This window comes from Xanthomonas sp. F14 (genome assembly GCF_014199865.1).
Genome location: NZ_JACHOM010000003.1, coordinates 314,450 through 340,760 on the forward strand (window position 1 = coordinate 314,450; position 26,311 = coordinate 340,760).

General features: G+C 66.1%; 23 protein-coding genes. 7 read left to right on the plus strand and 16 right to left on the minus strand.

Going from position 1 to position 26,311, the window contains the following annotated elements:
- Nucleotides 1-616: 616 nt before the first annotated feature.
- The 5 genes from GGR73_RS12760 to ubiE form a co-directional block, all read right to left on the minus strand.
- Nucleotides 617-1,240 (minus strand): HAD family hydrolase, encoded by a 624-nt coding sequence (locus tag GGR73_RS12760; protein WP_184457212.1) that lies wholly within the window; start codon nucleotides 1,238-1,240, stop codon nucleotides 617-619.
- 142 nt (nucleotides 1,241-1,382) lie between these two features.
- Nucleotides 1,383-2,102, minus strand: a complete 720-nt coding sequence (locus tag GGR73_RS12765) for a hypothetical protein (protein WP_039530950.1) — start codon at nucleotides 2,100-2,102, stop codon at nucleotides 1,383-1,385.
- Nucleotides 2,103-2,352: 250 nt separating this feature from the next.
- Nucleotides 2,353-4,314 (minus strand): M1 family metallopeptidase, encoded by a 1,962-nt coding sequence (locus GGR73_RS12770; protein ID WP_184457457.1) that lies wholly within the window; start codon nucleotides 4,312-4,314, stop codon nucleotides 2,353-2,355.
- Between the two features lie 234 nt (nucleotides 4,315-4,548).
- On the minus strand, nucleotides 4,549-5,439 hold the full coding sequence (locus GGR73_RS12775) for a GGDEF domain-containing protein (RefSeq protein WP_024940237.1): 891 nt from the start codon (nucleotides 5,437-5,439) through the stop codon (nucleotides 4,549-4,551).
- Between the two features lie 217 nt (nucleotides 5,440-5,656).
- Nucleotides 5,657-6,418, minus strand: coding sequence for a bifunctional demethylmenaquinone methyltransferase/2-methoxy-6-polyprenyl-1,4-benzoquinol methylase UbiE (ubiE, locus tag GGR73_RS12780; protein ID WP_016903622.1), 762 nt, complete (start codon nucleotides 6,416-6,418; stop codon nucleotides 5,657-5,659).
- Nucleotides 6,419-6,505: 87 nt separating this feature from the next.
- Between ubiE and GGR73_RS12785 the strand changes: the two genes are divergently transcribed.
- The 4 genes from GGR73_RS12785 to GGR73_RS12800 are packed head-to-tail and all read left to right on the plus strand — an operon-like array spanning nucleotide 6,506 to nucleotide 10,219.
- The gene (locus tag GGR73_RS12785) at nucleotides 6,506-8,155 is read left to right on the plus strand and encodes an MFS transporter (RefSeq protein ID WP_024940236.1); all 1,650 of its coding nucleotides are present in this window, start codon (nucleotides 6,506-6,508) and stop codon (nucleotides 8,153-8,155) included.
- On the plus strand, nucleotides 8,152-9,240 hold the full coding sequence (locus tag GGR73_RS12790; protein ID WP_184457214.1) for an HlyD family secretion protein: 1,089 nt from the start codon (nucleotides 8,152-8,154) through the stop codon (nucleotides 9,238-9,240). The genes GGR73_RS12785 and GGR73_RS12790 overlap by 4 nt, the downstream gene beginning before the upstream one ends.
- 26 nt (nucleotides 9,241-9,266) lie before the next feature.
- Nucleotides 9,267-9,767 carry a GNAT family N-acetyltransferase gene (locus GGR73_RS12795; protein ID WP_184457216.1) on the plus strand — a complete coding sequence of 167 codons (501 nt, stop codon included), beginning with the start codon at nucleotides 9,267-9,269 and terminating at the stop codon, nucleotides 9,765-9,767.
- On the plus strand, nucleotides 9,764-10,219 hold the full coding sequence (locus tag GGR73_RS12800) for a nucleoside deaminase (protein WP_184457218.1): 456 nt from the start codon (nucleotides 9,764-9,766) through the stop codon (nucleotides 10,217-10,219). Before GGR73_RS12795 ends, GGR73_RS12800 begins: the two co-directional genes overlap by 4 nt.
- 573 nt (nucleotides 10,220-10,792) lie before the next feature.
- Here GGR73_RS12800 and hslU read toward each other — a convergent pair.
- The 8 genes from hslU to GGR73_RS12840 form a co-directional block, all read right to left on the minus strand.
- Nucleotides 10,793-12,160 (minus strand): ATP-dependent protease ATPase subunit HslU, encoded by a 1,368-nt coding sequence (gene hslU / locus GGR73_RS12805; RefSeq protein WP_024940232.1) that lies wholly within the window; start codon nucleotides 12,158-12,160, stop codon nucleotides 10,793-10,795.
- A gap of 100 nt (nucleotides 12,161-12,260) precedes the next feature.
- The gene (hslV, locus tag GGR73_RS12810; RefSeq protein WP_005997221.1) at nucleotides 12,261-12,812 is read right to left on the minus strand and encodes an ATP-dependent protease subunit HslV; all 552 of its coding nucleotides are present in this window, start codon (nucleotides 12,810-12,812) and stop codon (nucleotides 12,261-12,263) included.
- 446 nt (nucleotides 12,813-13,258) lie between these two features.
- A complete protein-coding gene (gene xerC / locus GGR73_RS12815) occupies nucleotides 13,259-14,146 on the minus strand; it encodes a tyrosine recombinase XerC (protein WP_184457220.1) in 888 nt (295 codons plus the stop codon).
- A 78-nt stretch (nucleotides 14,147-14,224) separates the two neighbouring features.
- A complete protein-coding gene (locus GGR73_RS12820; protein WP_184457222.1) occupies nucleotides 14,225-14,896 on the minus strand; it encodes a DUF484 family protein in 672 nt (223 codons plus the stop codon).
- A complete protein-coding gene (gene dapF / locus GGR73_RS12825) occupies nucleotides 14,896-15,747 on the minus strand; it encodes a diaminopimelate epimerase (protein WP_024940229.1) in 852 nt (283 codons plus the stop codon). Before dapF ends, GGR73_RS12820 begins: the two co-directional genes overlap by 1 nt.
- Nucleotides 15,737-15,991: an LPS translocon maturation chaperone LptM gene (lptM, locus tag GGR73_RS12830; RefSeq protein ID WP_016903632.1), complete on the minus strand. Its 255-nt coding sequence runs from the start codon at nucleotides 15,989-15,991 to the stop codon at nucleotides 15,737-15,739. Before lptM ends, dapF begins: the two co-directional genes overlap by 11 nt.
- Nucleotides 15,992-16,029: 38 nt before the next feature.
- On the minus strand, nucleotides 16,030-16,428 hold the full coding sequence (locus tag GGR73_RS12835) for a YbaN family protein (protein WP_184457225.1): 399 nt from the start codon (nucleotides 16,426-16,428) through the stop codon (nucleotides 16,030-16,032).
- 162 nt (nucleotides 16,429-16,590) lie between these two features.
- A complete protein-coding gene (locus GGR73_RS12840) occupies nucleotides 16,591-18,705 on the minus strand; it encodes a S9 family peptidase (RefSeq protein WP_184457227.1) in 2,115 nt (704 codons plus the stop codon).
- 109 nt (nucleotides 18,706-18,814) lie between these two features.
- Here GGR73_RS12840 and GGR73_RS12845 point away from each other — a divergent pair, with 109 nt between their 5' ends.
- Complete coding sequence (locus tag GGR73_RS12845) at nucleotides 18,815-19,999, plus strand: pyridoxal phosphate-dependent aminotransferase (RefSeq protein WP_184457229.1); 1,185 nt, start codon at nucleotides 18,815-18,817, stop codon at nucleotides 19,997-19,999.
- Nucleotides 20,000-20,356: 357 nt separating this feature from the next.
- Here GGR73_RS12845 and GGR73_RS12850 read toward each other — a convergent pair whose 3' ends face one another.
- Both GGR73_RS12850 and GGR73_RS12855 read right to left on the minus strand, forming a co-directional pair.
- Nucleotides 20,357-22,450 carry a prolyl oligopeptidase family serine peptidase gene (locus GGR73_RS12850; protein WP_184457232.1) on the minus strand — a complete coding sequence of 698 codons (2,094 nt, stop codon included), beginning with the start codon at nucleotides 22,448-22,450 and terminating at the stop codon, nucleotides 20,357-20,359.
- A gap of 67 nt (nucleotides 22,451-22,517) precedes the next feature.
- Complete coding sequence (locus tag GGR73_RS12855; protein WP_024940223.1) at nucleotides 22,518-22,829, minus strand: hypothetical protein; 312 nt, start codon at nucleotides 22,827-22,829, stop codon at nucleotides 22,518-22,520.
- A gap of 288 nt (nucleotides 22,830-23,117) precedes the next feature.
- Between GGR73_RS12855 and GGR73_RS12860 the strand changes: the two genes are divergently transcribed.
- Nucleotides 23,118-23,687 carry a lipocalin family protein gene (locus GGR73_RS12860; protein WP_184457234.1) on the plus strand — a complete coding sequence of 190 codons (570 nt, stop codon included), beginning with the start codon at nucleotides 23,118-23,120 and terminating at the stop codon, nucleotides 23,685-23,687.
- Between the two features lie 285 nt (nucleotides 23,688-23,972).
- Here GGR73_RS12860 and GGR73_RS12865 read toward each other — a convergent pair whose 3' ends face one another.
- On the minus strand, nucleotides 23,973-24,938 hold the full coding sequence (locus GGR73_RS12865; RefSeq protein WP_024940221.1) for a helix-turn-helix transcriptional regulator: 966 nt from the start codon (nucleotides 24,936-24,938) through the stop codon (nucleotides 23,973-23,975).
- A 284-nt stretch (nucleotides 24,939-25,222) separates the two neighbouring features.
- On the opposite strand from GGR73_RS12865, the gene GGR73_RS12870 reads away from it, so the two are divergent.
- Entirely contained in the window at nucleotides 25,223-26,023 is an 801-nt protein-coding gene (locus GGR73_RS12870; protein WP_104569115.1) for a DUF481 domain-containing protein, read from the plus strand.
- Nucleotides 26,024-26,311 lie beyond the last annotated feature (288 nt).

Genomic DNA, 26,311 nt, shown 5'->3' on the forward strand with positions numbered 1-26,311 from the left:
ATGCGTCTACCCCTCTCGATTGAACAACCAGTCGGTTGAAACATCCCGCAGCGCAGGCGTTGCACCCGCCAGTTGCACCGCGGACGTCGGAAACGTCGAGAGGGAAAGAGCAAACGCCATGCCAGCGCACTGGTGCGACGCACCATGTTGGAGCAGCAAGGTTTGATGTGATGGCAGTCGCTTGCGCAAAGCGCACTGTCACGGTTCTGGCACAGTTTGCGCCGGGCGTGCTGTGACATGGATGGTGCAGCGGGGGTGGGACTGCCTGTCGGTCAGTGCTGCGCACCTTGCACGCTTGAGGCGACATAGCTTGCTGTGGCTTGCGCAAGGCAACACCTCACCGAAGGCCAGCTACGTCGTCGAACGGGGTGCTGCCGCGTTTCCCTTCTCCCATCGGGAGAAGGTGCCCGAAGGGCGGATGAGGGTACGGCGCAGACAGCCGTGTGCTGTCCGGCTTGCTGATGACGCATTGCAAGATTCAGCAGCGTCCACGCCCCTTCGAGCGCATGTCACTTCCAATGCGATGACGGTGTCCTGATCGTCATCCAGCGACACGCGGCCAGCCACGCATCGCACTCCATGCTTCGCGCGCCTGGCCTACTCGCCAAAGCTCACGCTAGCGGTTCCACTGCGCCAGCAACTGCGTGCAATCCTGCAACCGCCAGTCGGCAAGGCCGGGCCATGGATCGCCGGGTGTGTTGACCAGCACGGTGCAGGCACCGACTGCACGGCCGCAGGCCAGGTCGTTGTGGTGATCGCCGACCATGACCAGTGCTGTGCCCCCCACTGCCCAGCGTTGCGCAAAATACTGCAAGCCATCGGGTGCGGGTTTGGGGGCGGCCTCATCGCGGCCGACGATGTCGTCCCAGGCGAATGCATCGTGCAGGCCGATCGCCTGCAATGTCACCTGCGCCAATGCGCGCGCATTGCGGGTGAGCATGCCGAGCCGGCATCCGGCTGCCTGCAACGCACGCACCAGGGCCACTGCACCGGGCGCAGGCTGTGCGGCCTGTGCGAGTTCACGCTCGTGCTCAAGCAACCAGGCGTGTTTGGCTGCGGCCTGCTCGGCCGGCAGCGATGCCAGGTAGTGCAGGATGTCCGCCTCGGGCGGGATCTCTAACGCGCGTCGGATCAACGCGAAATCGTGCACCGCTTCGGTCAGCGTGCCGTCCATGTCGAATACCCAGTGGCGGTAGCCGGACAACGCGGGCGAGATCTGTGTGATGGCCATGGCGTCCATACGTGAGGAGACTCCAGAGATGGTTGAGGCAACGCCGCAAGCCGTCAGGGAACGCACATCGCGCACTCACCCGAATGGACCGGCACCTCATGCCGATGCAGTACGCCGACTACGCAGCTGTTGCCGTGCAAGGGCGGTGCGCCTACTTCCAGCCCGGCATCTGGGTGGTATCCAGGCCACCCACGTCGAACTCTGCCGTGCGTGTGCCGCCAGCTTTCACCGGGAACGCGATGCTGATGCGCTTGGCATTGCGCACCAGCTTCCACAGCGCCTTGTCGTCGTCGATGAACATCGCGATCGCTTCATCGGTGTCGGGGCGGTGCGCGGCCATCGGGCGTGGTGCGCCACCATCGGCCGAGACCTGCACCTTGCAGCCGCCATAGCAATTGAAGTCGCCGGCCTTGAGCACGAGATAGCTGTGACGCTTCCATTGCGGGTGATCGCGGAACACCAGGCTCACCGGCTTGGGGCCGCTGCCGTCGACATCCACGCGGCTCTTGGCATCGATCATCGCCGAGCGCTGCGTGCCGCCCTTGGCCGGCACCTGCGAGTACTGCCACAACGCCTGCATGCGGCGCAGTTCGCGCGCCTGGTCGCCCTTGGCCTTGATGTCGGCATAGCCAGGTTCGATGCGTGTGGCCGCCGCGGTCCCGGCGTAGCCTTCCAGCAGTGCGGCGCCATGCGCGCGTGCCATGTCCCAGTTACCGGCCTTCACCGCCTCGTCGTATTGCTTGGCGAGTGCGTCGGCCTGCTGTTGCTTGGCCTGCGCCTGCGCGCTTGCCTGCGCCTGACGCTGCGCCTCGCGGTCGGTACAGCCACTCACCGCAGCGACGCACAAGGCCGCGCTCAGCAGATACTTCATCGTCGACTCCGGAAGGCATGAAAGGCAGCGGCAACGATACCAGCCTGCCCGCGACAGCCGCGATCAAACGGCCACACAGCGTAGGAGCGCACCCGGGCGCGATGGAGCATTCCCGGTAACGCCACGTCGCGCCCGGGTGCGCTCCTACAACGGCGATTGCAGGGCGCGATGCTAGAGCAAGGGCACGGTGCCACCTGCACGATGCAGCAATGAAAGCGGCGGAGGGCGTCTGCAACGCCCTCCCCTGCAATTACGGCTGGGGCTGCGGCTGCGCCGGCGGTGCCGCCTTGGCCTTGGCGATCATCTCGGCCACCGATGCGGTGGTGATCGGGTGGTAGCTGGGCTTGGCCTTTTCGAAGGCCTGCTCGGCGAAGGCGATGCCGTCCGGGGTCTTCAACAACTCGGCGTAGATCGGCAGCACCAGCTTGCGGCGGCCGACGCGTTCGATGAACTCGCCTGCCGCGGGGCGCGCATCGGTGTAACCGCTGCGGATCGCCAGCGGATACCAGCGCATGGCGATTTCGCCGTTCGGGGTGCCGGTGAAGTGGTAGGTCTCATCCAGCTGCTTGAGCTGCTCGGGCTTGAGCGTGGCGCCCATGCCGCTGAGGAAGTGCACCCATTCCTGCGTGCCCCATTCGCCGGTGACCTGCTTGCTCGGCAGCGTGCCGCTGCCGCTCCAGGCGATGCGCGCGGTGTCCACGATCGAGAAGCTGCGCGAGCGTGCCTTGGCGGCGAAGGCCGGGATGCCCGGCTGCTTCAACCACGCATCCACCTCGGCCGCGCTGACCGTGTTGGGATGCTTGTCCAGCAGGTTCTTGTTGAGGTAATCGACGAACTGGTCGGTGGTGGCGCTCTGGAACGCGTGATCGTCGAACCAGCCGCGCAGGAACGGGTCGAACACCTCGCGGCCGAAGCGCTGCTCCAGGAACTGCAGGAACCATGCGCCCTTGACGTATGCCACCTGGCTCAGGGCTTCGTCGGGGTCGCGCTCGGCCAGCGGCGGCAGCGCCAGCGCCTGGTCGGCCGGCGCCATGCTCTTCACTTCGGCCAGCAGGTCGCCCTGGTCGATCTCGCGCTCCATCTCGGCCATCTCCGCGCCATACAGCGCCTCGGTGATGCGGGCCTGCACGTAGGTGGTGAAGCCTTCGTTGAGCCAGATGTCCTTCCAGCTGGCATTGGTCACCAGGTTGCCGGACCAGCTATGCGCCAGTTCGTGCGCGACCAGCGACACCAGCGATTTGTCGCCGACGATCACGGTGGGCGTGGCGAAGGTCAGGCGCGGATTCTCCATGCCGCCGAACGGGAACGACGGCGGCAGCACCAGCATGTCGTAACGGCCCCAGCGATACGGGCCATACAGTTTTTCGGCCGCACCGATCATCTTTTCGGTGTCTTCGAATTCCTTGGCGGCCTTGTCGGCCATGGCCGGCTCGGCCCACACGCCCGAGCGCGCGGAAATCGGCTTGAACACCACGTCGCCGGCGGCGATCGCCAGCAGATAGGACGGAATCGGCTCGGGCATCTTGAAGCTGTAGTCGCCGTCGCGCGCGGCCTTGGGGTCGTTGTCGGCGCTCATCAGCACCATCACGTCCGGGCGCGAGGTCACGTGCGCGCTATAGGTGAAGCGCACGCTTGGGGTGTCCTGCAACGGCACCCAGCTACGCGCGTGGATCGCCTGCGACTGGCTGAACATGAAAGGCAACTGCTTGCCTTCGGTCATCGACGGCTCCAGCCACTGCAGGCCGGAGGCGGTCGGCGCGGTGTGATAGGTGATCACGACCTTGGCCGGCTGATTCGGCGCCTCGATGGTGAGCTTGCTGCCGAAGGTCTTGTCGGCCGGCGCCAGCGCGAACTGCAGCGGCGCCAGCGTGCCCTTGCCGTCGTCGGCCTGCACCTGCGCAATGCTCAGCTCGCGCGTGTCCAGCACCAGCTGCTTGGCGGCCTTGTCCTTCCATTCCAGCGTGTAGGTGGCGGTGCCGCCGATCTGCTTGGCGTCGAAATCCAGCTTCAGGTCCAGCGCCAGATCCTTGATCACCACCAGCTGCGGCTGGGCGTAGGAGCTTTCGTCGTGGTTGCGGGCGTCTGCTTTCACGGGGGCCTTGGCAGTGGTGGCCGGCGCGGCGGTGCTGGCGGCCGGCGGCGTGGACTCGTTGGAACAGCCGGCCAGCGCAATGGACACGGCCAGGGACAGCGACAGGAACGGGAAGCGCATCGACGGCACCGCAGCAAGGGAATTGGGCATTTTAACGCCCCGGGCGGTTGCCTGCCCGTGCGGCCGATGGCGAGCACCCGGCCGCTCAACCCGCGCCGGCTGGGGACACCGTGCATGTCGCTGGCCGCATCGGCGCGAACCTTACGCAGTAATCGCGTTAATGGCGTAACTCAGGCTACCCGTGCCTAGCGTGCACCCGCCTGCGGCCCGGCCGCCAGGCGATTACCGGATCGCCTAGACAACCGGATGGCTGCGCGGGCTGTCATGCCCGTCGCGTACCAGACGCCGGCCACCGGAGAACTTGGCGCGATACATCGCCGCATCGGCGCGGCGATACAGCTCGGTGGCATCCAGGCCACGCTCACACACCGCGCTGCCGGCGCTCACATGCAGCGGCGCCTCGTCGGCATCCTCGCGTTCGAGCATCGACAGCCATTGATTGAGCTTGAGCGTGGCGTCGTCCTCGCTGGCATGCACGCCGATCAGGAACTCGTCGCCGCCCCAGCGCCCGATCCAGTCCTGCGCGCCCAGCCAGCCGTAGGCCGACTCCACCAGCCGCACCAGCACGCGATCGCCGGCCAGATGGCCAAAGCGGTCGTTGATCGGCTTGAGGTTGTCCATGTCCAGCACGAACAGCACGAACGGCCAGCCTTCGCGCTGCGCGGCGGTGACCGAGTCGCGCATCGCCTGTTCGCAGCCGCGCCGGTTCAAGGCCTCGGTCAGCGGGTCGAACAAGGCGTGCTTCTTCAGATCGCGCATGCCGGCATCGATGCCGCGCAGGCTGCGATTGATGCCACGCAGCAACCGCCCCAGTTCGTCGTCGCCATGTTCGGGCAGGCTGGGCAGACGTTGATCGGCGTAATACGCATCCAGTGCGTCGGCGGCGATGCGCAGCGGTGCGAGCAGGCGATACAGGGCCGACAGGGTCGCCGCAGTGCCAGCCAGCGTGGCCAGCAGCGCCACGATCACCACCGACCACAGCGGACGCCCGCTCAACTCGCTTTGCGCGGCCAGCCAGGCGATCAACAACAGCAACGGCAGGTGGATGCCGACAAAGGTCACCGCCAGCAGCTTGGCGCTGAAGGAGCGGGGAAACACGCGCGACAACCCTGCGTACAAGCGCATCCACGTCTCCGGCAAAAGAGCGCCTAGTGTCGCCGACCGTCAGTGGAGCCAACGCGACGGGAGTCTCAAAAGTTTGTCGGCAAACGCACCTGCGCACAGTGCAATCGTGCGGCAAGCGAACACGAGCATGACCTGCTCGTGCGATGCCCGACGCGCGATGTCCGGCGCATGCTGCGCGCCGGACCGGACGCTCAGATCACGCTGGGTCGGATCTGGGTCAGATCTTGTAGCCGGAGTGGATCGCCACGATGCCGCCGGTCAGGTTCTTGTAGTGGCAACGCGCAAATCCGGCCTCGCCCATCATGCCCTTGAGCGATTCCTGCGGCGGGTGCTTGCGGATGCTTTCTGCCAGGTACTGGTAGCTGTCGGCATCGCGTGCGAACAGCTGGCCCAGCCTGGGCAGGATCTTGAACGAGTGGAAGTCGTAGATCGGCTTGAACCAGTCGGCGGTGACTTCGGAAAATTCCAGCACGCGCGCCTGCCCGCCCACCTTCAACACGCGGTACATCTCGCGCAACGCGGCGTCCTTGTCGGTGACATTGCGCAGGCCGAAGGAAATGGTCACCAGATCGAAGCTCTGATCGGGGAACGGCAGCGCCTCGGCATTGCATTGCACGTAATCGAAGCCGGCCACCAGGCCGCGGTTGGTCAGCCGGTCGCGGCCCACCGACAGCATGCCGGCGTTGATGTCGCCCAGCACCACCGCGCCCTCGTTGCCGACGCGCTCCTTGAGCAGCACGGCGATGTCGCCGGTACCGCCGGCCAGGTCCAGCACACGGTCGCCCGGCTTCACCTGCGCGGTCGCCACGAAGTAGCGTTTCCATGCGCGGTGTACGCCCAGACTCATCAGATCGTTCATCAGGTCGTAGTTGCGCGCGACCGAGGTGAACACTTCGCCGACCAGCTTCTGCTTGTCCTTGGCAGCGACGTCGCGGAAGCCGAAATGGGTGGTACCGGAGGTATAGGGGGATTCGCTCATGGGCGGATTATCGCACTGCTGACGCCGCCATGACCGCAACCGGACCACAATCGCTGCCTTCCCTGCGACCGGCCCTGCGAGCCCTGCGTGCACGACAAGTACGTCCAGCGCGACTGGCAGCCCCACGAGAAGCCCACCCTGCCCGGGTCGGCCTCCACCCCCCTGCACTCCACCCGGCGCCGCATCCAGTACGGGCTGGTGGGCGTGGTGGTGGCGCTGACCGGCGGGCTGAGCAATGCGCTGGTCACCGCCAACCTGACCTATCTGCAGGGCACGCTGGGCGCCTACGCCACCGAAATGGCCTGGCTGCCGGCCGCCTACGTGATGACCAACATGTCGGCCAACCTGCTGCTGGTGAAGTTCCGCCAGCAGTTCGGGCTGCGGCGCTTCACCGAGATCTTCCTGGCGCTGTATGCGGTCATCGCCTTCGCGCATCTGTTTGTGCACAGCCTGAGCTCGGCGATCACCGTGCGTGCCGCGCACGGATTGGTGGGCGCCGCGCTCAGCTCGCTGGGGCTGTATTACGTGATCCAGGCGTTCCCGGCCAAATACCGGCTCAAGGCGGTGGTGACCGGGCTGGGGGTGACCCAGCTGGCGCTGCCATTGGCGCGGGTGTTCTCCACCGATCTGCTGGAATTTGCGCAGTGGCAGGGCCTGTACCTGTTCGAACTGGGCCTGGCGGTGTTCGCGCTGGCCTGCGTGCTGGCGCTCAAGCTGCCGCCCAGCGACCGCTATCGGGTGTTCGAGCCACTGGATTTCCTCACCTTCAGCCTGTTTGCGGCCGGTTCGGCCGGGCTGGCGGCGGTGCTGTCGCTGGGGCGGCTGCTGTGGTGGACCAGCACGCCGTGGCTGGGCGTGGTACTGGCGGCCTCCATCGTGCTGCTGTGCACGGCGGCGTGGATCGAGCACAACCGCCGCAACCCGATGATCAATACGCGCTGGCTGGCCAGTGGCGACATGCTGCGGCTGGGCCTGGCGATCCTGCTGATCCGGCTGGTACTGTCCGAGCAGAGCACCGGCGCGATCGGCTTCTTCCAGACCCTGGGGCTGGCCAACACGCAGCTGCAGACCCTGTTCGCGCTGATGTTGCTGGGTGCAGTGGTCGGCGTGGCCGCCAGCGCGTGGCTGATCAATCCGGCGCGGGTGGCCGAGCATCTGATCATTGCGGTGGCGGCGATCTGCATCGGCTGTTTCATGGATGCCGATGCCACCAGCCTCACCCGCCCGGAGCAGATGTACGTCAGCCAGTTCCTGCTCGCCTTTGGCAGCACCTTTTTCATCGGCCCGGCGATGGTGGCCGGGCTGGGCCGGGTCATCGCGCAGCCGGGCAACCTGATCAGCTTCATCGTGCTGTTCGGCATGGCACAGAACATGGGCGGCCTGCTCGGCAGCGCGCTGCTCGGCACCGTGCAGGTCGTGCGCGAGAAATACCATTCCAGCCAACTGGTCGAACATCTGGCATTGACCGACCCGCAAGTGGCCGCGCGCGTGCAGGCCTATGCCGCGCTGTACGGCCGCAGCATCGGCGACCCGGCCCTGCGCCAGGCCCAGGGCGTGCGCGCCCTGGGCAGCGTGGCCACGCGCGAAGCCAATGTGCTCGCCTATAACGACGTATTCCTGTTGATCGGCTGCATCGCCATCGCCACCGGGCTGTGGATCCTGTCCGTGCTGGTGTGGCGGCGTTATCTGCGCCCATCCGCTGCGTCCCCCTCTCCTGCTTCCACCGCGCGCCCATGAATACACCTGCAGCTTCAACCTCTCCTGCCGATCTGCAACGTCGCAGGCGCCGCCGCATCGGTGGCGTGATCGGCTTCGGCGGGCTGGCCCTGCTCGGTGTCGCCCTGGTGCTGTATGCATGGCGCCTGCCACCGTTCGTCAGCGCCGTCGAGCGCACCGAGAACGCGATGGTGCATGGCCAGATCACGGTGATCGCGCCGCAGGTCAGCGGGTATGTCACCGAGGTGCCGGTGCAGGACTTCGCCCACGTCAAATACGGCCAGTTGCTGGCCAGGATCGATGACCGCATCTATGCCCAGCAGCTCGAACAGGCCAGGGCGCAGCTGCAGACCGCGCAGGCCAACCTGTCCAACTGGGACCAGCAGCGGCATAGCGCCGATGCCACCATCGCCGAACAACGCGCCGCACTGAGCAGCAATCAGGCCCAGCGCGACCGCACCCGCTCGGCGTATGCGCGCGCGCAGCAGCTGGCCGAGCAGAAACTGGTATCCGAACAGGATCGCGACACCGCCTTCGCCGCACGTGCGCAGGCCGATGCCGGCGTGGCACAGGCGCGTGCCGCCGTGCAGGCCGCCGAGGAGAACGCACGCAGCGTCACCGTCAATCGCGCCGCCCTGGAAGCGGCGGTGGCCAATGCGCAAGCGGCCGTGCAACTGGCGCAGATCAATCTGGACAACACGCGCATCCTGGCCCCGCGCGATGGCCAGCTCGGCCAGCTCGGCGTGCGCCAGGGCGCCTACGTCACCAATGGCACGCAGCTGATGTCGCTGGTGCCGGACACGTTGTGGATCGTGGCCAATTTCAAGGAAACCCAGATGGCCAAGATCCGCATCGGGCAACGCGCCAGCTTCACCGTGGATGCGTTGGACAATGCGCGTCTGCACGGCCGTGTGCAGGAAATCTCCCCGGCCGCCGGCTCGGAATTCAGCGTGCTGCCGGCCGACAACGCCACCGGCAACTTCGTCAAGATCGCCCAGCGCATTCCGCTGCGCATCAGCGTCGATCCGGACCAGGCGCTGGCACCGCGGCTACGCCCGGGCATGTCGGTGGTGGTGGCGATCGACACCGACAGCGCGGTCGACTGACGCGACACAGCCGCTATCATGCGGTGATGTCGTCCCTGTCCCCATCCTCGCTGCACTGGCAATGCCTGCGCTTCGACCAACTGAGCACCACGCAGTTGTACACGCTGCTGCGGCTGCGCTCGGATGTGTTCGTGGTGGAGCAGCAGTGCGCGTATCCGGAGCTGGATGGCAAGGACAGCCTGCCGGGCGTGCTGCATCTGCTCGGTAGCACCGACGACGGTGCGTTGGCCGCCTATCTGCGCGTGCTACCGCCCGGTGTGAGTTACCCCGAGCCAAGCATCGGCCGGGTAGTGATTGCCGCCACGCAGCGCGGCCACGGCTTCGCACACGCATTACTGCGGGAAGGCTTGCAGCTGGTGCACCGGCAGTGGCCTGCCAGCGCCGTGCAACTCGGCGCGCAGGCACACCTGCAGGCGTTCTACGCCGCACACGGTTTCACGCCCTCGTCCGCACCGTATCTGGAAGACGGCATTCCCCACATCGACATGCTGCGTCGCGCCGACGCCGCCACCCAGGAGCCTACATGATCACCACCCCCGACTACCGCGCACTGCTCGACACCGCCATTGCCGAAGCCCGCCAGGGCCTGGCCGAAGGCGGCATTCCGATCGGCGCGGCGCTGTACCACAACGACGGACGTCTGCTCGGCTGCGGCCACAACCGCCGCGTGCAGGAAAACGATCCCTCCGTGCATGGCGAAACCGATGCCTTCCGCAAGGCCGGCCGGCAGCGTCGCTACAAGGACACCATCATGGTCACCACGCTGGCGCCGTGCTTGTACTGCAGCGGGCTGGTGCGCCAGTTCAATATCGGCACCGTGGTGGTCGGCGAGTCGGTCACCTTCCAGGGCGGCGTGTCCTGGCTGCGCGAGCACGGCGTCACTGTCATCGACCTGCAGAGCCAGGAATGCATCGATCTGCTGGGCGGCTATATCTCGGCCAACCCCGACGTGTGGAACGAGGATATCGGCGAGGACTGAGCGGTTTGGGTGCAGCGGTTTGGCTGCAGAGCGCTTGATCTGCGGCTTGGCTGCGAGGCCCTTGCCCGCCCACCATCGCAGGACACGCCGCAAGTACGTCCCTGTAGGCTCTTACGCGGCATCCATGCCGCGTAAGGTCCCGCGACGGTGGGCGGGCAAGCACCAAGTCGAGATGGTCGGTGTGCTTGCTTAAGAGCAGTAAGGGCAGTGCGTGATGCGCGTTTTTTGATCCTAATGCGCCGGCGCAACATCCGGCGTAAGTCGAGCGATAAGCAGCTTTTTGCGTGACCACCGACCAACTATTTGGTGCGGTGCCCTCACCGATTGCGGGATCCTTGGCGGCAGGGATGCCGCCAAGGAGCCTCCACGGACGGATTCACGGCGTGTCCCGCGAGCGGTGAGGGCACCGCGCCATCGACCGACCCAGCGTTTGACTGCATCCGGGAGGAGGCGGCTAACAACGCCGCCAGGCCAGCGCGGTCAGAATCGGCATGTCCAACGCGTACACGCCGGTTCTGGTTGCGTCCACACCGGTCTGATGACCGTTGGCACCTGCACGCAGGTGCGCTGCGATCAGAGGATATAGCGGCTCAGGTCCGGGTCCTGCACCAGCTCGCCGAGCTGCGCATCGACATAGGCCGCATCGACCGTGACGCTCTGGCCGTCGCGATCCGGCGCCTCATAACTCAGCACATCGAGCAGACGCTCCAGCACTGTATGCAGGCGGCGCGCGCCGATGTTTTCCTGCCGCTCGTTGACCTGCGCGGCGATCTCGGCAAGGCGCTCCACCGCATCGGCGCCGAAGGTCAGGCGCACGCCCTCGGTCTGCAGCAGGGCTTCGTACTGCTTGATCAACGCCGCCTTGGGCTCGGTGAGGATGCGCACGAAATCGGCCTTGGTCAGCGCGGTCAATTCGACACGGATCGGAAAACGGCCCTGCAATTCGGGAATCAGATCGCTGGGCTTGGCCAGATGGAACGCGCCGGAGGCGATGAACAGGATATGGTCGGTCTTGACCGTGCCGTACTTGGTCGACACGTTGGAACCTTCCACCAGCGGCAGCAGATCGCGCTGCACGCCCTCGCGACTGACATCGCCGCCGTTGGAGCCGGCTTCGCCACGCTTGGCGACCTTGTCGATCTCATCGATGAACACGATGCCGTGCTGCTCGCAGGCTTCGATCGCCGCCGCACGCACGTCGTCTTCGTTGACCAGCTTGCCGGCTTCTTCTTCGATCAGCAGCGGGCGCGCGGCCTTGATGGTGAGCTTGCGCTTCTGCGACTTGCCGCTGCCCAGGTTGGAAAACATTTGCCGCAGCTGCTGGCCCATTTCTTCCATGCCCGGTGGGGTCATGATGTCCATGCTGGCGTTGACCGCCACTTCCAGCTCGATCTCGCGCTCGTCCAGCTCGCCGCTGCGCAGCATGCGGCGGAACTTGATGCGGGTGTCGTTGTCCTGCGCCGAGGGCTCGTTGCGCGCCGCTTCCGGATCGAACCCGATCCCGGCCGCACGGCGCGGCAGCAGCGCATCCAGGAGGCGGTCTTCGGCGCGTTCTTCGGCCTGGTTGCGCACGCGCACCTTGGCCTGTTCGCGATACAGCTTGACCGAGGTGTCGGCCAGGTCGCGAATGATCTGTTCCACATCCTTGCCGACATAGCCGACCTCGGTAAAGCGCGTGGCTTCCACCTTGACGAACGGCGCATTGGCCAAGGTGGCCAGACGCCGCGCGATCTCGGTCTTGCCGACGCCGGTCGGGCCGATCATCAGGATGTTCTTGGGCATCACCTCGTTGCGCAGCTCTTCGGGCAGCTGCATGCGGCGCCAGCGATTACGCAGCGCGATGGCAACCGCACGCTTGGCATCGTGCTGGCCAACGATATGACGGTCGAGCTCCTGAACGATTTCGCGCGGAGTCATGGTTGAAGTATCGGAATTTGGCATTGGGGATTGGGGATTCGTAAAAGCGGAGTAGGAACGATCGATGCGTGTCCGGGCGCAGGGAAAGGAGTGCTTTTGCGAATCCCCAATCCCAAATCCCGACTCACAGCTCTTCGACCACCACATTGCGATTGGTATAAATGCAGATATCGCCGGCGATGTTGATCGCTTCGGTGGCGATGGTCTTGGCATCGAGTTCGGTGTGCGCCAGCAGCGCGCGGGCAGCCGACAGAGCGTAGGAACCGCCCGAACCGATGGCGATGATGCCGTCTTCCGGTTCGATCACATCGCCGGTCCCGCTGATGATCAACGAGGTTTCCTTGTCGGCGACCGCAAGCAGCGCCTCAAGCTTGCCCAGGCGGCGCTCGGTGCGCCAATCCTTGGCCAGCTCCACGGCGGCACGGGTCAGTTGCCCATGCTTGTCGAGCTTGGCTTCGAACAGCTCGAACAGGGTGAACGCATCGGCGGCGGCGCCGGCAAAACCGGCCAGCACCTGCCCCTCGCGGCCGAGCCGGCGCACCTTGCGCGCATTGCCCTTCATGACGGTGTGGCCGAGGGTGACCTGGCCATCGCCGGCAACGGCGACATGCCCACCACGCCGGACAGAGATGATGGTGGTGGCGTGAACGATGTTGGGGTTCTGGCTGGGGTCCATGGGTCCTCCGGGGGTTTCCAATGAGGTGGGGACGCCCCTGCCGGGTTCAAGCATGCTGCGCGCATGCGGCGCGGGCGACTGATGCAGCGCGCTCAGACGGCAGACAGCATGCGTCTGCGCTCCCGGCACGCAGGCATCGAGCAGCCGCACACGAGAACGATTGGGAGCGTGGTGTGCGCTTCGGGATGAACCGGGTGATCGTCGCCGGCGCGGAGACGCTGCTGCGCAAACCTGTCACCGCAGTATGCGGCCGTCATATGCGCATCACTGCAAGAAACGCTCCGGCCCGAATAACCACGCAGGCCCGCGCATGGATCCGCGCACTAGCGCCGATGCCTGCGCTCTAGCCGCTCTCCGAATGGGTGAGCGGCTCTAGAGCGGCGATTCGCACGCGGCGGTACTTCAGAGAAGTGGTTAACCGCTACGCGCAACACACGCCGCGCCACTCACTCAGCAGCTTTCTTGCGCCTGGCGCGCGGATGCGCGGCATCGTAGACCTTGGCCAGATGCTGGAAATCCAGATGCGTATAGATCTGCGTGGTGGCGATGTCCGAATGGCCAAGCAATTCCTGCACGCCGCGCAGGTCGCCGGAAGATTCGAGGATGTGGCTGGCAAAGCTGTGCCGCAGCATATGCGGATGCACGTCCTTGAACATGCCCTGGCGCACCGCCAGTTGCTTGATGCGGATCTGTACTGCACGCTGCGAAATCGCACCGCCGGCGCGGCCGGGGAATACATGGGTGTCGGCACGTCCGCCGTTGTCGCGCAGCCAGTCGCGCAACGCGCTGATCGCATGCGAGCCTACCGGCACCAGGCGCTGCTTGCCGCCCTTGCCGAGCACCATCACCAAGCCGCTGTCCAGATCCAGGTCGCGCCAGCGCAGCGCGCAGAGCTCGCTCAGGCGCAGCCCGGACGAATAGAACAGCTCCAGCAAGGCGCGATCGCGCAGGCCCAACGGCGCGTCGGTGGGCACCTCGACCAGACGCACCGCTTCATCGGCATCGAGCACCTGCGGCAATTTGCGTGGCGCCTTGGGTGCACGCATTGCCGCCGCCGGACTTGCGGCAATGCGGCCATGCTTGAGCAACCAGGCGTAGTAACTGCGGCATGCCGACAGGCGACGCTGCAGGCTCTTGGGCGACAACCCGCGCCGGTGCTCGGACGCAACGAACTGCCGCAACTGTGCGCTATCGAGCTGCGCCACATCGTCGATGGCCTGTTCGCCGGCCCAGCCCACCAACGCGGCAAGATCGCGCTGGTAGGCATCCAGCGTATGCGCCGACACCTGCCGCTCGACCTGCAGGTATCCCAGGAAATCGTCGACCGACGCCACCTCAGACTCCCCGCTGCCGCACCATCGGCGCGGCCATCCAGCGCAGGCTGCACGCATCGGCGCACCCTGCACGGCGCATCATGTGTCGAAGCGCTGCAAGGCCACGCCCAGGGACTCGCCCATCATGCGCAGGAACAAGGTGCCCATGCCGGGATAGAAGCGGTTGGCGTCGCTGCTGCCGACCGCAATCAGGCCGATGCCGGGCAACGGCAGCAGCGCGGTGGATTGCACGTTGGCAGCCTGGTCGGCGTACAGCAGCGCGTGCTTTTCCGTCTGAAGGCGGCCGCAGATCGGCTCGCCGTCGCTCAGGCAATCGCGGAACGGGGCAAGCCGCGCATCGTCGGCGGCGATGACCTGCAGCCAGTCGGCCTCCAGGCCGGCGACCGGCTTGAGCAACACCAGCCGCACCAGTTCGCCATTGAAATCTTCCGCCAGCGAGGCGGCCATCGCCTTGAGCGTGTCGGCCGCGCTGGTCTGGCGCATCAGCGCCAGGGTCAGTTGATGCGTGCGTACTGCCAGGCGCTCGTTGTCCTGCGCATTGTGACCAAGCTCGTGCAGGCGCCGCGACAGCTCGCGGTTCTTGTCGCGCAGCACTTCCAGCTGATAGGTGGCCAGCGAGGCGGTGGGGCCGTCGTCGCGCGGCACCAGCAGACTCACCGCCAGATCCGGGAACTGCTTGAGGAAGGTCGGGTGGCGCCGCAACCAGGTTGCCACTTCGTGCGCGCTGAATGTGTCCGTGTTCTCGCTCATCAGTTCCACTCTCCATCGAAGACGAACACGGCCGGACCGGACATCACGACGTCCTGTTGTTCGCCGGCCCAACGGATGCGTAGCTCGCCGCCGGGCAAGGACACCTGCACGTCGCGCTCGACACGGCCACGCTGCATCAGCACCACCGCCGCCGCGCAGGCACCGCTGCCGCAGGCCAGGGTTTCGCCGACGCCGCGTTCGAACACACGCAGGCGCACATGCGTCGGGTCGACCACCTGCACAAAGCCGACGTTGACCGAATCGGGGAACGCGGCGTTCTGCTGCAACAGGCCGCCGACGCGTTCCACCGGCGCCGCCTCCACCCGCCCCACTTCCACCACGGCATGCGGGTTGCCCATCGACACCGCGCCAAAGCGCACGGTTTCGCCATGCACCGGCAGCGCGTATTCCTCGCGCGCATGCGCAAAGCCGGCCAGCGGGATCTGCGTGGGCTCGAATTGCGGCACGCCCATCGCCACCGCATAAGTGCCGGCGTCCAGACGCTGCACGCGGTGGGAGGTGAACGGGCTATCGATGACGAAGTCATCGCCCTGCGCGGTGCCGTCGCGCACCAGCCAGGCCGCCACACAGCGCGCGCCGTTGCCGCATTGGCGCGCGGCCGAGCCGTCGGAATTCCAGATGCCGTACGCGGCCACCGCCTCGCTGCTGCGCGGGGGTTCGATGGTCAGGATCTGGTCGCAGCCCACCCCGAAATGGCGGTCGGCCAGGCGTGCGGCCAGCGCGGCATCCGGCGGCGGCGTGCCGTCGCGCAGGTCCAGCACCACGAAATCGTTGCCGGCGCCATGCATTTTGGTGAAACGCAGACGCCCGCTGCGGCCGTCAGCGCTCATTGCCGCTGCTAGCGGGCTGGTCGGTAGTGGGCGCGGGCTGCGTATCGGTGTTCACCGGCGCAGGCGCAGGCGAGGACTCATCCAGCGGTTGCGGCGCATCCGGCGGCTGCAGCACCGGCTGGGCTTCCACCGGCACCGGCTTCTGCGGCATCACCAGCGGGCCCTTGTTGCCGCAGGCGGCAAGCAGGACAAAGGTCGCACCAACCAGTGCGAGACGAACAGACGGTCGGGACATGATGCTCATGCCCGAAGTATAGCCAGAACACCCTGACTGCCGTGCGCTCAACGCGCAGCGGGCAGCGCGCGCGGTGGCGGCTCGGGGCGCAGCCACAGCCAGATCGCCACCACCGCCATGCTGCCGATCGACAGGCATTTGACCCAGAACACCGGCACGCACCACAGCATGATGCCGGCGCAGACGGTCATGGTGAGCGTGGCCATCCACTTGGCCTTGCGGCTGACCGCGCGATAGGTCTGCCACTCGACGATTGCCGGGCCGAAGCGCGGGTGCGAGAGCAGCCAGTTGTGCAGGCGCTCGGAGCCGTGCGAGGCCGCCCAGGCGGAAATCAGGATGAACACGGTCGTCGGCAGGCCGGGCACGAAGATACCGACGATGCCGGTCGCCAGGCTGGCGTAGGCCAGCAACCACCAGGCCCAGCGGAATCGAGTCGGTCGCGTCATGGGTAAATGATACGGCCAGCGGGCGCCGAGATGGTCCGGGCATCCCCTTCTCGCACCGGGAGAAGGGGCTCCAAACGGCGGATAAGGGGACGTCTGCACGCAGGATTGGGCGGGTTTTGCTTACCAATCCCCAATCCCGACTCCCCAATCCCCGCCCCTCAACTACTTGACCCCGAGCTGATCCAGCACAAACGCATAGGACTCGGCGAGTTCGCGGTAACGGCGGAAGCGGCCGGACTTGCCGCCGTGGCCGGCTTCCATGTTGGTGCGGAACACGATCGGCTGGGTACCGGTGTTGTCGTCGCGCAGCTTGGCCACCCACTTGGCCGGCTCCCAGTACTGCACCTGCGAATCCCACAGACCGGTGCCGACGAACAGGGCCGGGTAGGCCTGCCTGGTCACGTTGTCGTACGGGGAGTAGGACAGCATGTAATCGTAATAGGCCTTCTTTTCCGGGTTGCCCCACTCGTCGTATTCGTTGGTGGTGAGCGGGATGCTGGCATCGAGCATGGTGGTGACCACGTCGACGAACGGCACCTGCGCGACCATCACGCGATAGTCCTGCGGGGCCATGTTGGCCACCGCGCCCATCAGCAACCCACCGGCGCTGCCGCCGGAGGCGGCGACGCGGTCCTTGGCGGCATAGCCTTGTTCCACCAGGCCGCGGGTGACGTCGATGAAGTCGGTGAAGGTGTTCTTCTTGTGCAGCAGCTTGCCGTCGTCGTACCACTGGCGGCCCATTTCCTGGCCGCCGCGGATGTGCGCGATGGCATACACCACGCCACGGTCCAGCAGGCTGATCGCCGGCAGATTGAAGGCCGGGTCCATCGACATGCCGTAGCTGCCGTAGGCGTACTGGAACAACGCCGCAGTGCCGTCCTTCTTGAAGCCGCGTTTGTACACCAGCGACACCGGCACCTTGACGCCGTCACGCGCGCTCACCCAGACGCGCTCGGTGACGTACTTGCCGGCGTCGTAACCGATCACCGGCTGCTGCTTGAGCAGCTTGCGCTCGCCGGTCCGCGTATTGAGTTCGTAGGTGGTCGCCGGCGTGGTCAGCGAGGTGTAGCTGTAGCGCAACCACTCGGTGTCCGGCTCGGAATTGACCGCCAGGCCCATCGAATACGCAGGCTCGTCCGCCTTGACGTACTCATGACTGCCATCACCCTTGAGCAGGCGTACGCGCTCTAGCCCGCCGGAGCGCTCTTCGATCGCAGTAAACCCGTCGAACAGCTCGAAGTTTTCGATATAGACCTTGTCATCGTGCGCCACCCAATCGGTCCACTGCTTGCGCGTGGTCGCATCGGTGGGTGCGGTCACCAGCTTGAAATTCTTGGCGCCATCGGCATTGGTGCGGATCACCCAACGGCCATCGAAATGCTCGGGGTGATATTCGACATCGCGCTCGCGCTTGGCCAGCAGAGTGAACCGCTCGGGATTGTCGGCCGGCGCATAACGCGTCTCCGACGACACCGTGCTTTCCACGCCGATGGTGATGTACTTGTCGTCGCGGGTACGGCCGATGCCCATGTAGAAGCTGTCGTCCTTCTCCTCGTAGACCAGCACGTCGTCCTTGGAGGGCGTGCCCAGCACGTGTTTCTTCACCCGCACGGTGAGCAGCGTTTCCGGATCGTTTTCGACATAGAACAGGGTCTTGTTGTCGTCGGCCCAGACCACGTTGGCCGACACGCCTTCCACCGTATCGGGGTAGATCTCGCCGGTGTCCAGGTTCTTGAAGCGGATCGTGTACTGGCGACGTCCCACCGCATCGTCGGCCCAGGCCAGGATGCGATTGTCCTGGCTGACTTCCGCATCGCCGACGCTGAAGTAGCCTTTGCCCTGCGCCATCTGGTTGACGTCGAGCAGGATCTGTTCCGGCGCGTCCATGCTGCCCTTGCGGCGCGCCTGGATCGGGTAGTCCTTGCCGGCCTCGAAGCGCGTGTAATACCAGTAGCCACGCTCGCGATACGGCACGCTGGCGTCGTCCTGCTTGATGCGCCCGACGATCTCGGTATACAGCGCGTCTTCCAGCGGCTTGAGCGGCGCCATCACCGTGTCGGTGTAGGCGTTCTCGGCGTTGAGGTAGGCCAGCATCGCCTTGTCCTCGCGCTTGTCGTCGCGCAGCCAGTAGTAGTCGTCGTTGCGGGTGGCGCCGAACGGGGCCTTGACCACATGCGGACGCTTGGCCACGTCCGGTGGCGGCGGGAGAGCTGCGAAGGCGGAAGGAACAGATGTGGTCATCAGGCTGGCGATCAGAAGGGCGAGGACAGGCTTCATCAGATTGGGGTCCATTGGATGAACGCAATGCCATCCCAGCACCCGAGTGTGGAAGAGCCCGGCCGGGAGCGTCATGTGCCCGAGGTCATGCTGCTCTATCCTCTTCGGTATGGACTCCCTACATTCGCATGCCCCCCGCTACAGCCGCCGCAGCCAGGACATCGCGCCGTTTCATGTGATGGCGCTATTGGCGCGCGCCAATGCGCTGGAACAGGCCGGCCACGATGTGATCCACCTGGAGATCGGCGAACCGGATTTCACCACCGCCGCACCGATCGTCGCGGCCGGACAGGCCGCACTGGCGGCCGGACACACCCGCTACACGGCCGCCCGCGGCCTGCCCGCGCTGCGCGCCGCCATCGCCGGGTTTTACGCGCAGCGGTACGGCTGCGCTATCGATCCAGAACGCATCCTGGTCACTCCTGGCGGCTCCGGCGCATTGCTGCTGGCCAGCAGCCTGTTGGTCGACCCGCACAAACACTGGCTGCTCGCCGACCCCGGCTATCCGTGCAACCGGCATTTCCTGCGCCTGGTCGAAGGCGCCGCGCAACTGGTGCCGGTCGGCGCAGACACCGATTACCAACTGACGCCAGGCCTGATCGACGCCTGCTGGAACGCCGACAGCGTCGGCGCACTGGTCGCCTCGCCGGCAAATCCCACCGGCAGCGTGCTGTCGCGCGCGCAACTGGCCGGCTTGTCGCAGGCGCTGCATGCACGCGGCGGCCACCTGGTGGTGGACGAGATCTACCACGGCCTGACCTACGGCATGGATGCGCACAGCGTGCTGGAAGTGGACGACAGCGCCTTCGTGCTGAACAGTTTTTCCAAGTACTTCGGCATGACCGGCTGGCGCCTGGGTTGGCTGGTCGCTCCGCCCGCAGCGGTGCCGGAGCTGGAGAAACTCGCGCAGAATCTTTACATCAGCGCCTCCACGATCGCCCAGCACGCCGCGCTGGCCTGCTTCACGCCCGACAGCATCGCCATCTTCGAAGCGCGCCGCGCCGAGTTCCAGCAGCGCCGCGATTACCTGCTGCCCGCGCTGCGTGCACTGGGCTTGAACATCGCCGTCGAACCGCAGGGTGCGTTTTACCTGTACGCGGACATCAGCGCATTTTCCAACGACGCCCAGGCCTTCTGCGCGCACTTCCTGGAAACCGAACATGTCGCCTTCACCCCCGGTATCGACTTCGGCCACCACCGCGCCAACCAGCACGTCCGCATCGCCTATACGCAAAGCCTGCCGCGCCTCGAGCAGGCGGTGGAGCGGATTGCGCGTGGTTTGCAACGTCTTTGATCGAACCAGCGCCAGTGCGCACGGCGCCTCTCGTCGAACAGCGCCTGGACGTGGCCGCAGGTTCACTGCCTCGATGTAAACAGCCATGACTGTGATTTGCCGCTGCTTTTGCACTGCTGTTTGTGGGCTTGGTTCGCCCTGAAGCGAGACCAGCGCCGCAGCCACGCGTGGCCGCAAGGGCGCCCTGCTGGGCGTAGCCCGTGGCGTGCGTGCGTACCCTCATCCACCCTTCGGGCACCTTCTGCCAATGGGAGACGGAACCAATAAAAAAGCCCTGGACCATTCGGCCCAGGGCTTTCTTCAACGCAGCACCTGATCAAGACAACTCGAACTACGGAGTTGCCTTGAGTCGACAACTCAATCCGCCAGCCGCTCCCACAGGAAGCTGTAGGCCAGCGCCGCCATGTGTGCGGCCTGTGCGTTGTTGGCCGCGCCGCCGTGGCCGCCTTCGATGTTCTCGTAATAGGTCACGTCCTTGCCGGCCTCGATCATCTTGGCGGCCATCTTGCGCGCGTGGCCCGGATGCACGCGGTCGTCGCGCGTGGAGGTCAGGAAGATCACCGGCGGATAGGTCTTGCTCGGGTCGAACAGGTGATACGGCGAGAAGGTCTGGATGAACTTCCAGTCGTCGGTATCCGGGTTGCCGTACTCGGCCATCCACGAGGCACCGGCCAGCAGATGGCTATAGCGCTTCATGTCCAGCAGCGGCACCTGCACCACCACCGCGCCGAACAGCTCCGGATACTGGGTCAGCATGTTACCGGTCATCAGCCCGCCATTGCTGCCGCCCTGCACGCCCAGATGCTTGGTCGAGGTGATCTTGCGCGCGACCAGGTCCCTGGCCACCGCAGCCATGTCTTCATAGGCCTTGTGGCGGTTCTGCTTGAGCGCGGCCTGGTGCCAGCGCGGGCCGTATTCGCCACCGCCGCGGATGTTGGCCACCACGTAGACGCCGCCCTTTTCCAACCAGGCGCGGCCCAGTCCGCCGGAATAGTTGGGCGTCATCGAAATCTCGAACCCGCCGTAGCCGTACAGCAGGGTCGGCGCGCTGCCATCGAGCTTCAACGCCTTGGGGCGCACCAGGAAATACGGCACGCGGGTGCCGTCCTTGCTGGTGGCAAAGTGCTGCTCGATGCTGTCCTTGCCGGCATCGAAGAACGCCGGCATGGCCTTGAGCGGCTGCGGCGCGGTACCCACCTCCACCCACGACAAGGTGGTCGGGGTCAGGTAGTCGGTAACGGTCAACCACAGCGCGTCGCTGTCGTCGCTGTCCACCGCGCCGACGTCGACGGTGCCGAACGCCGGCGCACCGACGAAGGCGCTCTTCTTCCAGCCATCCTGCCCAGGCGTGATCACGCTCAGGCGGTTCTTGACGTCTTCCAGCACGTTCAACACCAGGTGCGAACGCGTCCAGGCGATACCTGCCAGCGAGGTGCTGTCGGTGGGCTCGAACAGCACATCGAAGCTGCGCTTGCCGGCCATGAAGTCGTCAAAGCGCGTCGCCAGCAGCGAGCCGGCCTTGTAGGTCTTGCCGGCCACGGTCCAGGGTTCGCGCAGTTCCAGGGTCAGCCATTGCCGCTTGACCGACTTGCTGGCCGAGTTGGGCGCATCCACCTTGACCAGCTTGCCGTCGGCACCCTTGAGATACAGCTCCTCGTTGTAGAAGGCCAGCGTGCGGCTGACGAAATCGCGCTCGAATCCGGGCGTGTCGTCGTGCATCGCGGCGATGTACATGTCGGTCGGCTTGCCCTCGTACACCACCGTGGCGGCGCTGAGCGGAGTGCCGCGCTTCCACTGCTTGGCGATGCGCGGATAGCCGGAGCTGGTCATCGTGCCGGCACCGAAATCGGTGAACACGTAGACGGTGTCCTGGTCGACCCAGCCGAGCCCGCCCTTGGATTCGGGACGGAAGAAGCCGTCCTTGACCCACTGCTTGCCGGCCAGATCGAACTCGCGGGTGACATCGGCATCGGCGCCGCCACGCGACAGCGCGATCAGGCAGCGCTGGTAATCCGGGCGCAGGCAGTCGGCGCCGTGCCAGACCCAGTTCTCGCCTTCGGCCTTGTTGAGCGCATCCAGGTCCAGCACCGTTTCCCACTTGGGCGCCGGCTTGCGGTATTCGTCCAGCGTGGTGCGCCGCCACAGGCCGCGCTCGTGCTGCTTGTCCTTCCAGAAGTTGTAGTAGTACTCGCCGATCTTCTGCACGCCGGGAATCTTCGCGTCCGAATCCAGCACTTCGCGGATGCTGGTCTCCATCTGCTTGAAGGCCGGCGTGGCCGCCAGGCGCGCCTCGGTCTTGGCGTTCTGGGCCTTGACCCAGTCCAGCGACTTGGCGCCGGAAACATCTTCCAGCCAGGCGTAGGGATCGTTGGACACGGCGTTTTCCTCTGCAGAGACGGCGCCAGCGGTGATCAGACCGGCAACCAGGCAGATCGAGGCGAGTTTGGACATGAATGTTTCCGGGAGAACGAACGCCGGGAACGTAGCATAGCCCTCCGCCGCCCGACCCTGCCGAAGGTCAGGCCGCGCGCGCCTGTGTTGCCGCGCGCGACGTGCTGCGTCGGCGTTGCGCCTGCGGCCCGCGCCGACGTGGCGCACCGCGCCGCGCACCTGGCCGTACCAGGGCCGGCAACGCGAACCGGTGCAGGCTCCACCAAGCCAGCATCGGCATGCCGACCAGCCACAGCGGCAGCCAGCCGATCCACTCGCTGTGGCCGCGCGCGGCTGGCCACACCAGCACCAGGGCCAGGCCGGCCAGGGCGATCTGCCGGACCGGGCGCAGCACGCGCGGGTCGGGACGTTCGGAACGACGGGAAGGACGAATCGACATGGCGGCACTCCGTGGCAGGAAGGATGAGGACAGGCCGGCAGGATTGCCTGCGCCCATCTCACCGACTGCGACCTGGCGGCGAAAACCGGAGAGACCGCCTTGCCGGGTGCCGGCGCCGCGGTGCGACAACCACCGCCAGGCCACCAACCGGGTCCGCTTCCGCACCCGGACCCAGGCGCCCGGTTGCCGCGTCCGAGGCAGCCGCGTGCGCCAGACCCGACCGTTGACGCGAACTTGCCCCCTGCATGCGGTAGTGTGCTGCTCCAACTGCCCCTTTGTGATGTTGCGATGCGCCTGACCGTTACGATCGCCCTCGCTTTTCTGTTCGTCCTCGGCCTGCCCGTGGCATCCGCCAAGGACGCGCCTACCAGCGAGCCGGCGGTCGATCTGTCCAAGATCATGGGCACCTGGTATGTGATCGCACGCATGCCCAACCCGGTCGAGCGCGGCCACGTCACCAGCCGCGACGAATACACCCTGGTCGAAGACGGCAAGGTGGCGGTGCGCTATGTGTACCGCGAGGGCTTCGGCGAGCCGGAGAAGGAGGTCAACGCGCGTGCCTCGGTGGATGCCGAGAGCGGCAACCGCGACTGGCGGGTATGGTTCTACAAGGTCATCCCGGCCAAGCAGCGCATCCTGGAAATCGCACCGGACGGTTCGTGGATGCTGATCTCCTACCCCGGTCGTGACCTGGCCTGGATCTTCGCGCGCAAGCCGGACATGAGCCGCGACCAGTACCGCAAGCTGGTCGACAAGATGCGCGACGACTATTCCATCTACACCGACAAGCTCAAGCGCGTGCCGCAGCTGCGCGAGCAGGTGGACCGCCTGGGCTTTGAAGTGCCTAACAAGCGCTGACATTGGCGGGCCGGTCGGTTACCCGGCTGGCGTCGAGTGTTCCAGGCGTCAGCCGACTGGATGCGCCGGTCGGGGAGACCAGGCGCGCGGCGTCGCGGCCGACACCGATCTCCACTTCATGTGCCAGCATCCTGGCGCGGTCTCCGGATGCAGCGCACAACACCGACGCGCGCAACCGGCGATGGCCATGTCAGCACGCCGCGGGGGGCGCCGAATCAGCACCCTCACCGCGCGCGGGCACCTGTCGCATGACGACTCGCACCCCGCGCTACAGCCCGGCCATGCTCAGTCGTAATTGCTCAACGCCAGCGACAGCAGCGCCTTGGCCTGCTCGCGCAGCGAGACCGGCTCGACGATTTCCGCGTCCGAGCCGTAATGCAGCACGTCCATCAGCAGTTCGCGCGAGTTGCTGTACGGCACTTTGAGTTCGTAACGGCCATCGGCCAGAAAGCGGCCCTGCTGCTTGGAATGCCAGTGCTCGTCGGCGACCCAGCGTGCGGCCTTGGCACTGAACACGATGGTCGCCCAGCCCTTGGGCGCGCCGGAAAAAATGCCGTAGCTGGCTGCCAGCTGCTCGTCCAGCTCGCTGTCGGGCACATCGCGCGGCACGCTCTCGAGCAGGCGTGCGTGATTGATGCGGTCCACCGCAAAGCTGCGCACGCCATCGCGGCCGTGGTCCCAGGCGTCCAGGTACCAGTTGTCGCGGTAGTGGGTGATGCGCTGCGGAGACACCGTGCGCTTGGTCGATTCGTCGGTGGAACGGGCGCGGTAGTCGAAGCTTAGCTGCTTGCGCTCCAGCACGCCGGAGGCCACGGTGCGGAAGCTGGCTTCGTCCAGCTTGCGGCCGCGGTGCGGAATCACCCGCACCCGGTCCACCGGCCATTGCGACACACCGGCCTGGGCGGCCAGCAGCCCTTCGATGCGTTGCTGTAGCGGCGCCAGCATCGAGGACAACACCCCGCCACCGGTGCGCGCCAGCAGTTGCTGGGAGGCCAGCAGCGCATGCAGCTCTTCCGAACTCAGCCACAGGCCGGGCAGTTCGAAGCGGTCGCTTTCGCCGGAGAGATAGCGGAACCCCGATTCGCCGTCGCCTTCCACGGGTGCCATCAGCGCATCGCGCAGAAACGCCAGGTCGCGGTACACGGTTGCGCGGGAACAGCTCAGCTCATCCTGCAGCCGCGCCACCGTGACCGGGTAGCGTGCCGATTTGAGCAAGCGATGCAGGGAGTTGATGCGTTCGTAGCGGTCCATGCGTCGATTATGTCCGAGTCTTTGCGTGGCAGGGTGAGCGTCGCTGTACACCGGCAATCATGCCTGGATCGGCGCCACCACTGCGCGCAGGCGGGCGGGCCGCGGGCCTGCAGCGCGCGAAGGCCGGGCCTGGTTGCGATGCGCCAGCCGCTGCCATTGCGCAAGCCGACGCCCGAACCCCTTCTGAAGCGCGGCGTTCACTTACTCATGACGCAGCCGCTCAGTCCGTTATCATGAAATCGCTTCCACCCTCTTTCGCCCCTGTCCTCCAAAGCGAGCCGCCCATGTCCCGCCGTGCCCCGTTGTCTGCCCTGCTGCCGCTGTTGTTGATCACGCCCACCGTCTGGGCCCAGGCAGTCGCACCGGCCCCGGCGGACCCTGCCGCAGCCGTGATGCCGTCGCCGTGGGGCGGGAGCAGTGGCGAGCTCGGCTATGCCGCCGCCCACGGCAACAGCACCACCGACAGCCTCAATGGCCGGATCCGCCTGCGCTATACCGACGGTGACTGGATCCACAGCCTGGATGCCACCGCGCTGCGCTCCAGTTCCGAATACACCAACACCAACGACGACGGCAGCACCTCGCGCGAGCGCCAGACCACTGCCGAGCGTTACACCGGCAGCGCCGGCAGCGCGCTGCAGTTGGGCGAGCACCGCCAGCTCACCGCCACCGGCCGTTACGAACACGACGACTTTGCCACCTACGACCGCCTGGCCACCTTCGGTATCGGTTACGGCACGCGCCTGATCGATGCCGACCGGTTCTACCTGGATGCGCAGATCGGCCCGGGTATCCGGCGCGCGCACAACAGCGACGAAGACCGCAACGAGACCGGCCTGATCGGGCGCGGGCTGTTCGACCTCAAGTACACCGTCACCGACAACACCGACCTGATCAACACGCTGCTGGTGGAATCGGGCGAATACAACACCTACGCGCAGAACGATTTCGGCGTGCAGGTCAGCATGAACTCGCACTTCGCGCTCAAGGCCGCCTGGCAGATGCGCCACAACAGCGAGGTCAGCGACGGCGACAAGAAGACCGACACCCTGACCACGGTCAACCTGGTCTATACGTTCAAGTAAACACCCGCGAGCGGTAGGAGCGGACCCGGCCGCGACAGGCTTTCCCGGTAAAGCCTCTCGCGGCCGGGGCCGCTCCTACGAAGAGCGCAGCTTGCCGGACAGACCCTGCGCGACGCGGCGGTCAATGGGCCCAGACACTCCACTACGCAACCGCAATCTGTAGGAGCGGACCTGGCCGCGAGGGTGTTCCCGATAAAGCCTCTCGCGGCCGGGGCCGCTCCTACGAAGAGCGCAGCTTGCCGGACAGACCCTGCGCGACGCGGCGGTCAATGGGCCCAGACACTCCAC

What these genes read in the sequence shown, in the direction of transcription:
- lptM (WP_016903632.1), bottom strand. Translation starts at nt 15,991, where the DNA reads ATGAGCATCATGTCCCGACCGTCTGTTCGTCTCGCACTGGTTGGTGCG.
- GGR73_RS12850 (WP_184457232.1), bottom strand. Translation starts at nt 22,450, where the DNA reads ATGTCCAAACTCGCCTCGATCTGCCTGGTTGCCGGTCTGATCACCGCT.
- GGR73_RS12860 (WP_184457234.1), top strand. Translation starts at nt 23,118, where the DNA reads ATGCGCCTGACCGTTACGATCGCCCTCGCTTTTCTGTTCGTCCTCGGC.
- ubiE (WP_016903622.1), bottom strand. Translation starts at nt 6,418, where the DNA reads ATGAGCGAATCCCCCTATACCTCCGGTACCACCCATTTCGGCTTCCGC.
- hslU (WP_024940232.1), bottom strand. Translation starts at nt 12,160, where the DNA reads ATGCCAAATTCCGATACTTCAACCATGACTCCGCGCGAAATCGTTCAG.
- GGR73_RS12820 (WP_184457222.1), bottom strand. Translation starts at nt 14,896, where the DNA reads ATGAGCGAGAACACGGACACATTCAGCGCGCACGAAGTGGCAACCTGG.
- GGR73_RS12760 (WP_184457212.1), bottom strand. Translation starts at nt 1,240, where the DNA reads ATGGACGCCATGGCCATCACACAGATCTCGCCCGCGTTGTCCGGCTAC.
- GGR73_RS12765 (WP_039530950.1), bottom strand. Translation starts at nt 2,102, where the DNA reads ATGAAGTATCTGCTGAGCGCGGCCTTGTGCGTCGCTGCGGTGAGTGGC.
- GGR73_RS12795 (WP_184457216.1), top strand. Translation starts at nt 9,267, where the DNA reads ATGTCGTCCCTGTCCCCATCCTCGCTGCACTGGCAATGCCTGCGCTTC.
- GGR73_RS12775 (WP_024940237.1), bottom strand. Translation starts at nt 5,439, where the DNA reads ATGCGCTTGTACGCAGGGTTGTCGCGCGTGTTTCCCCGCTCCTTCAGC.
- GGR73_RS12840 (WP_184457227.1), bottom strand. Translation starts at nt 18,705, where the DNA reads ATGAAGCCTGTCCTCGCCCTTCTGATCGCCAGCCTGATGACCACATCT.
- hslV (WP_005997221.1), bottom strand. Translation starts at nt 12,812, where the DNA reads ATGGACCCCAGCCAGAACCCCAACATCGTTCACGCCACCACCATCATC.
- GGR73_RS12855 (WP_024940223.1), bottom strand. Translation starts at nt 22,829, where the DNA reads ATGTCGATTCGTCCTTCCCGTCGTTCCGAACGTCCCGACCCGCGCGTG.
- GGR73_RS12865 (WP_024940221.1), bottom strand. Translation starts at nt 24,938, where the DNA reads ATGGACCGCTACGAACGCATCAACTCCCTGCATCGCTTGCTCAAATCG.
- GGR73_RS12870 (WP_104569115.1), top strand. Translation starts at nt 25,223, where the DNA reads ATGTCCCGCCGTGCCCCGTTGTCTGCCCTGCTGCCGCTGTTGTTGATC.
- GGR73_RS12845 (WP_184457229.1), top strand. Translation starts at nt 18,815, where the DNA reads ATGGACTCCCTACATTCGCATGCCCCCCGCTACAGCCGCCGCAGCCAG.
- GGR73_RS12790 (WP_184457214.1), top strand. Translation starts at nt 8,152, where the DNA reads ATGAATACACCTGCAGCTTCAACCTCTCCTGCCGATCTGCAACGTCGC.
- GGR73_RS12770 (WP_184457457.1), bottom strand. Translation starts at nt 4,314, where the DNA reads ATGCGCTTCCCGTTCCTGTCGCTGTCCCTGGCCGTGTCCATTGCGCTG.
- GGR73_RS12835 (WP_184457225.1), bottom strand. Translation starts at nt 16,428, where the DNA reads ATGACGCGACCGACTCGATTCCGCTGGGCCTGGTGGTTGCTGGCCTAC.
- dapF (WP_024940229.1), bottom strand. Translation starts at nt 15,747, where the DNA reads ATGAGCGCTGACGGCCGCAGCGGGCGTCTGCGTTTCACCAAAATGCAT.
- GGR73_RS12800 (WP_184457218.1), top strand. Translation starts at nt 9,764, where the DNA reads ATGATCACCACCCCCGACTACCGCGCACTGCTCGACACCGCCATTGCC.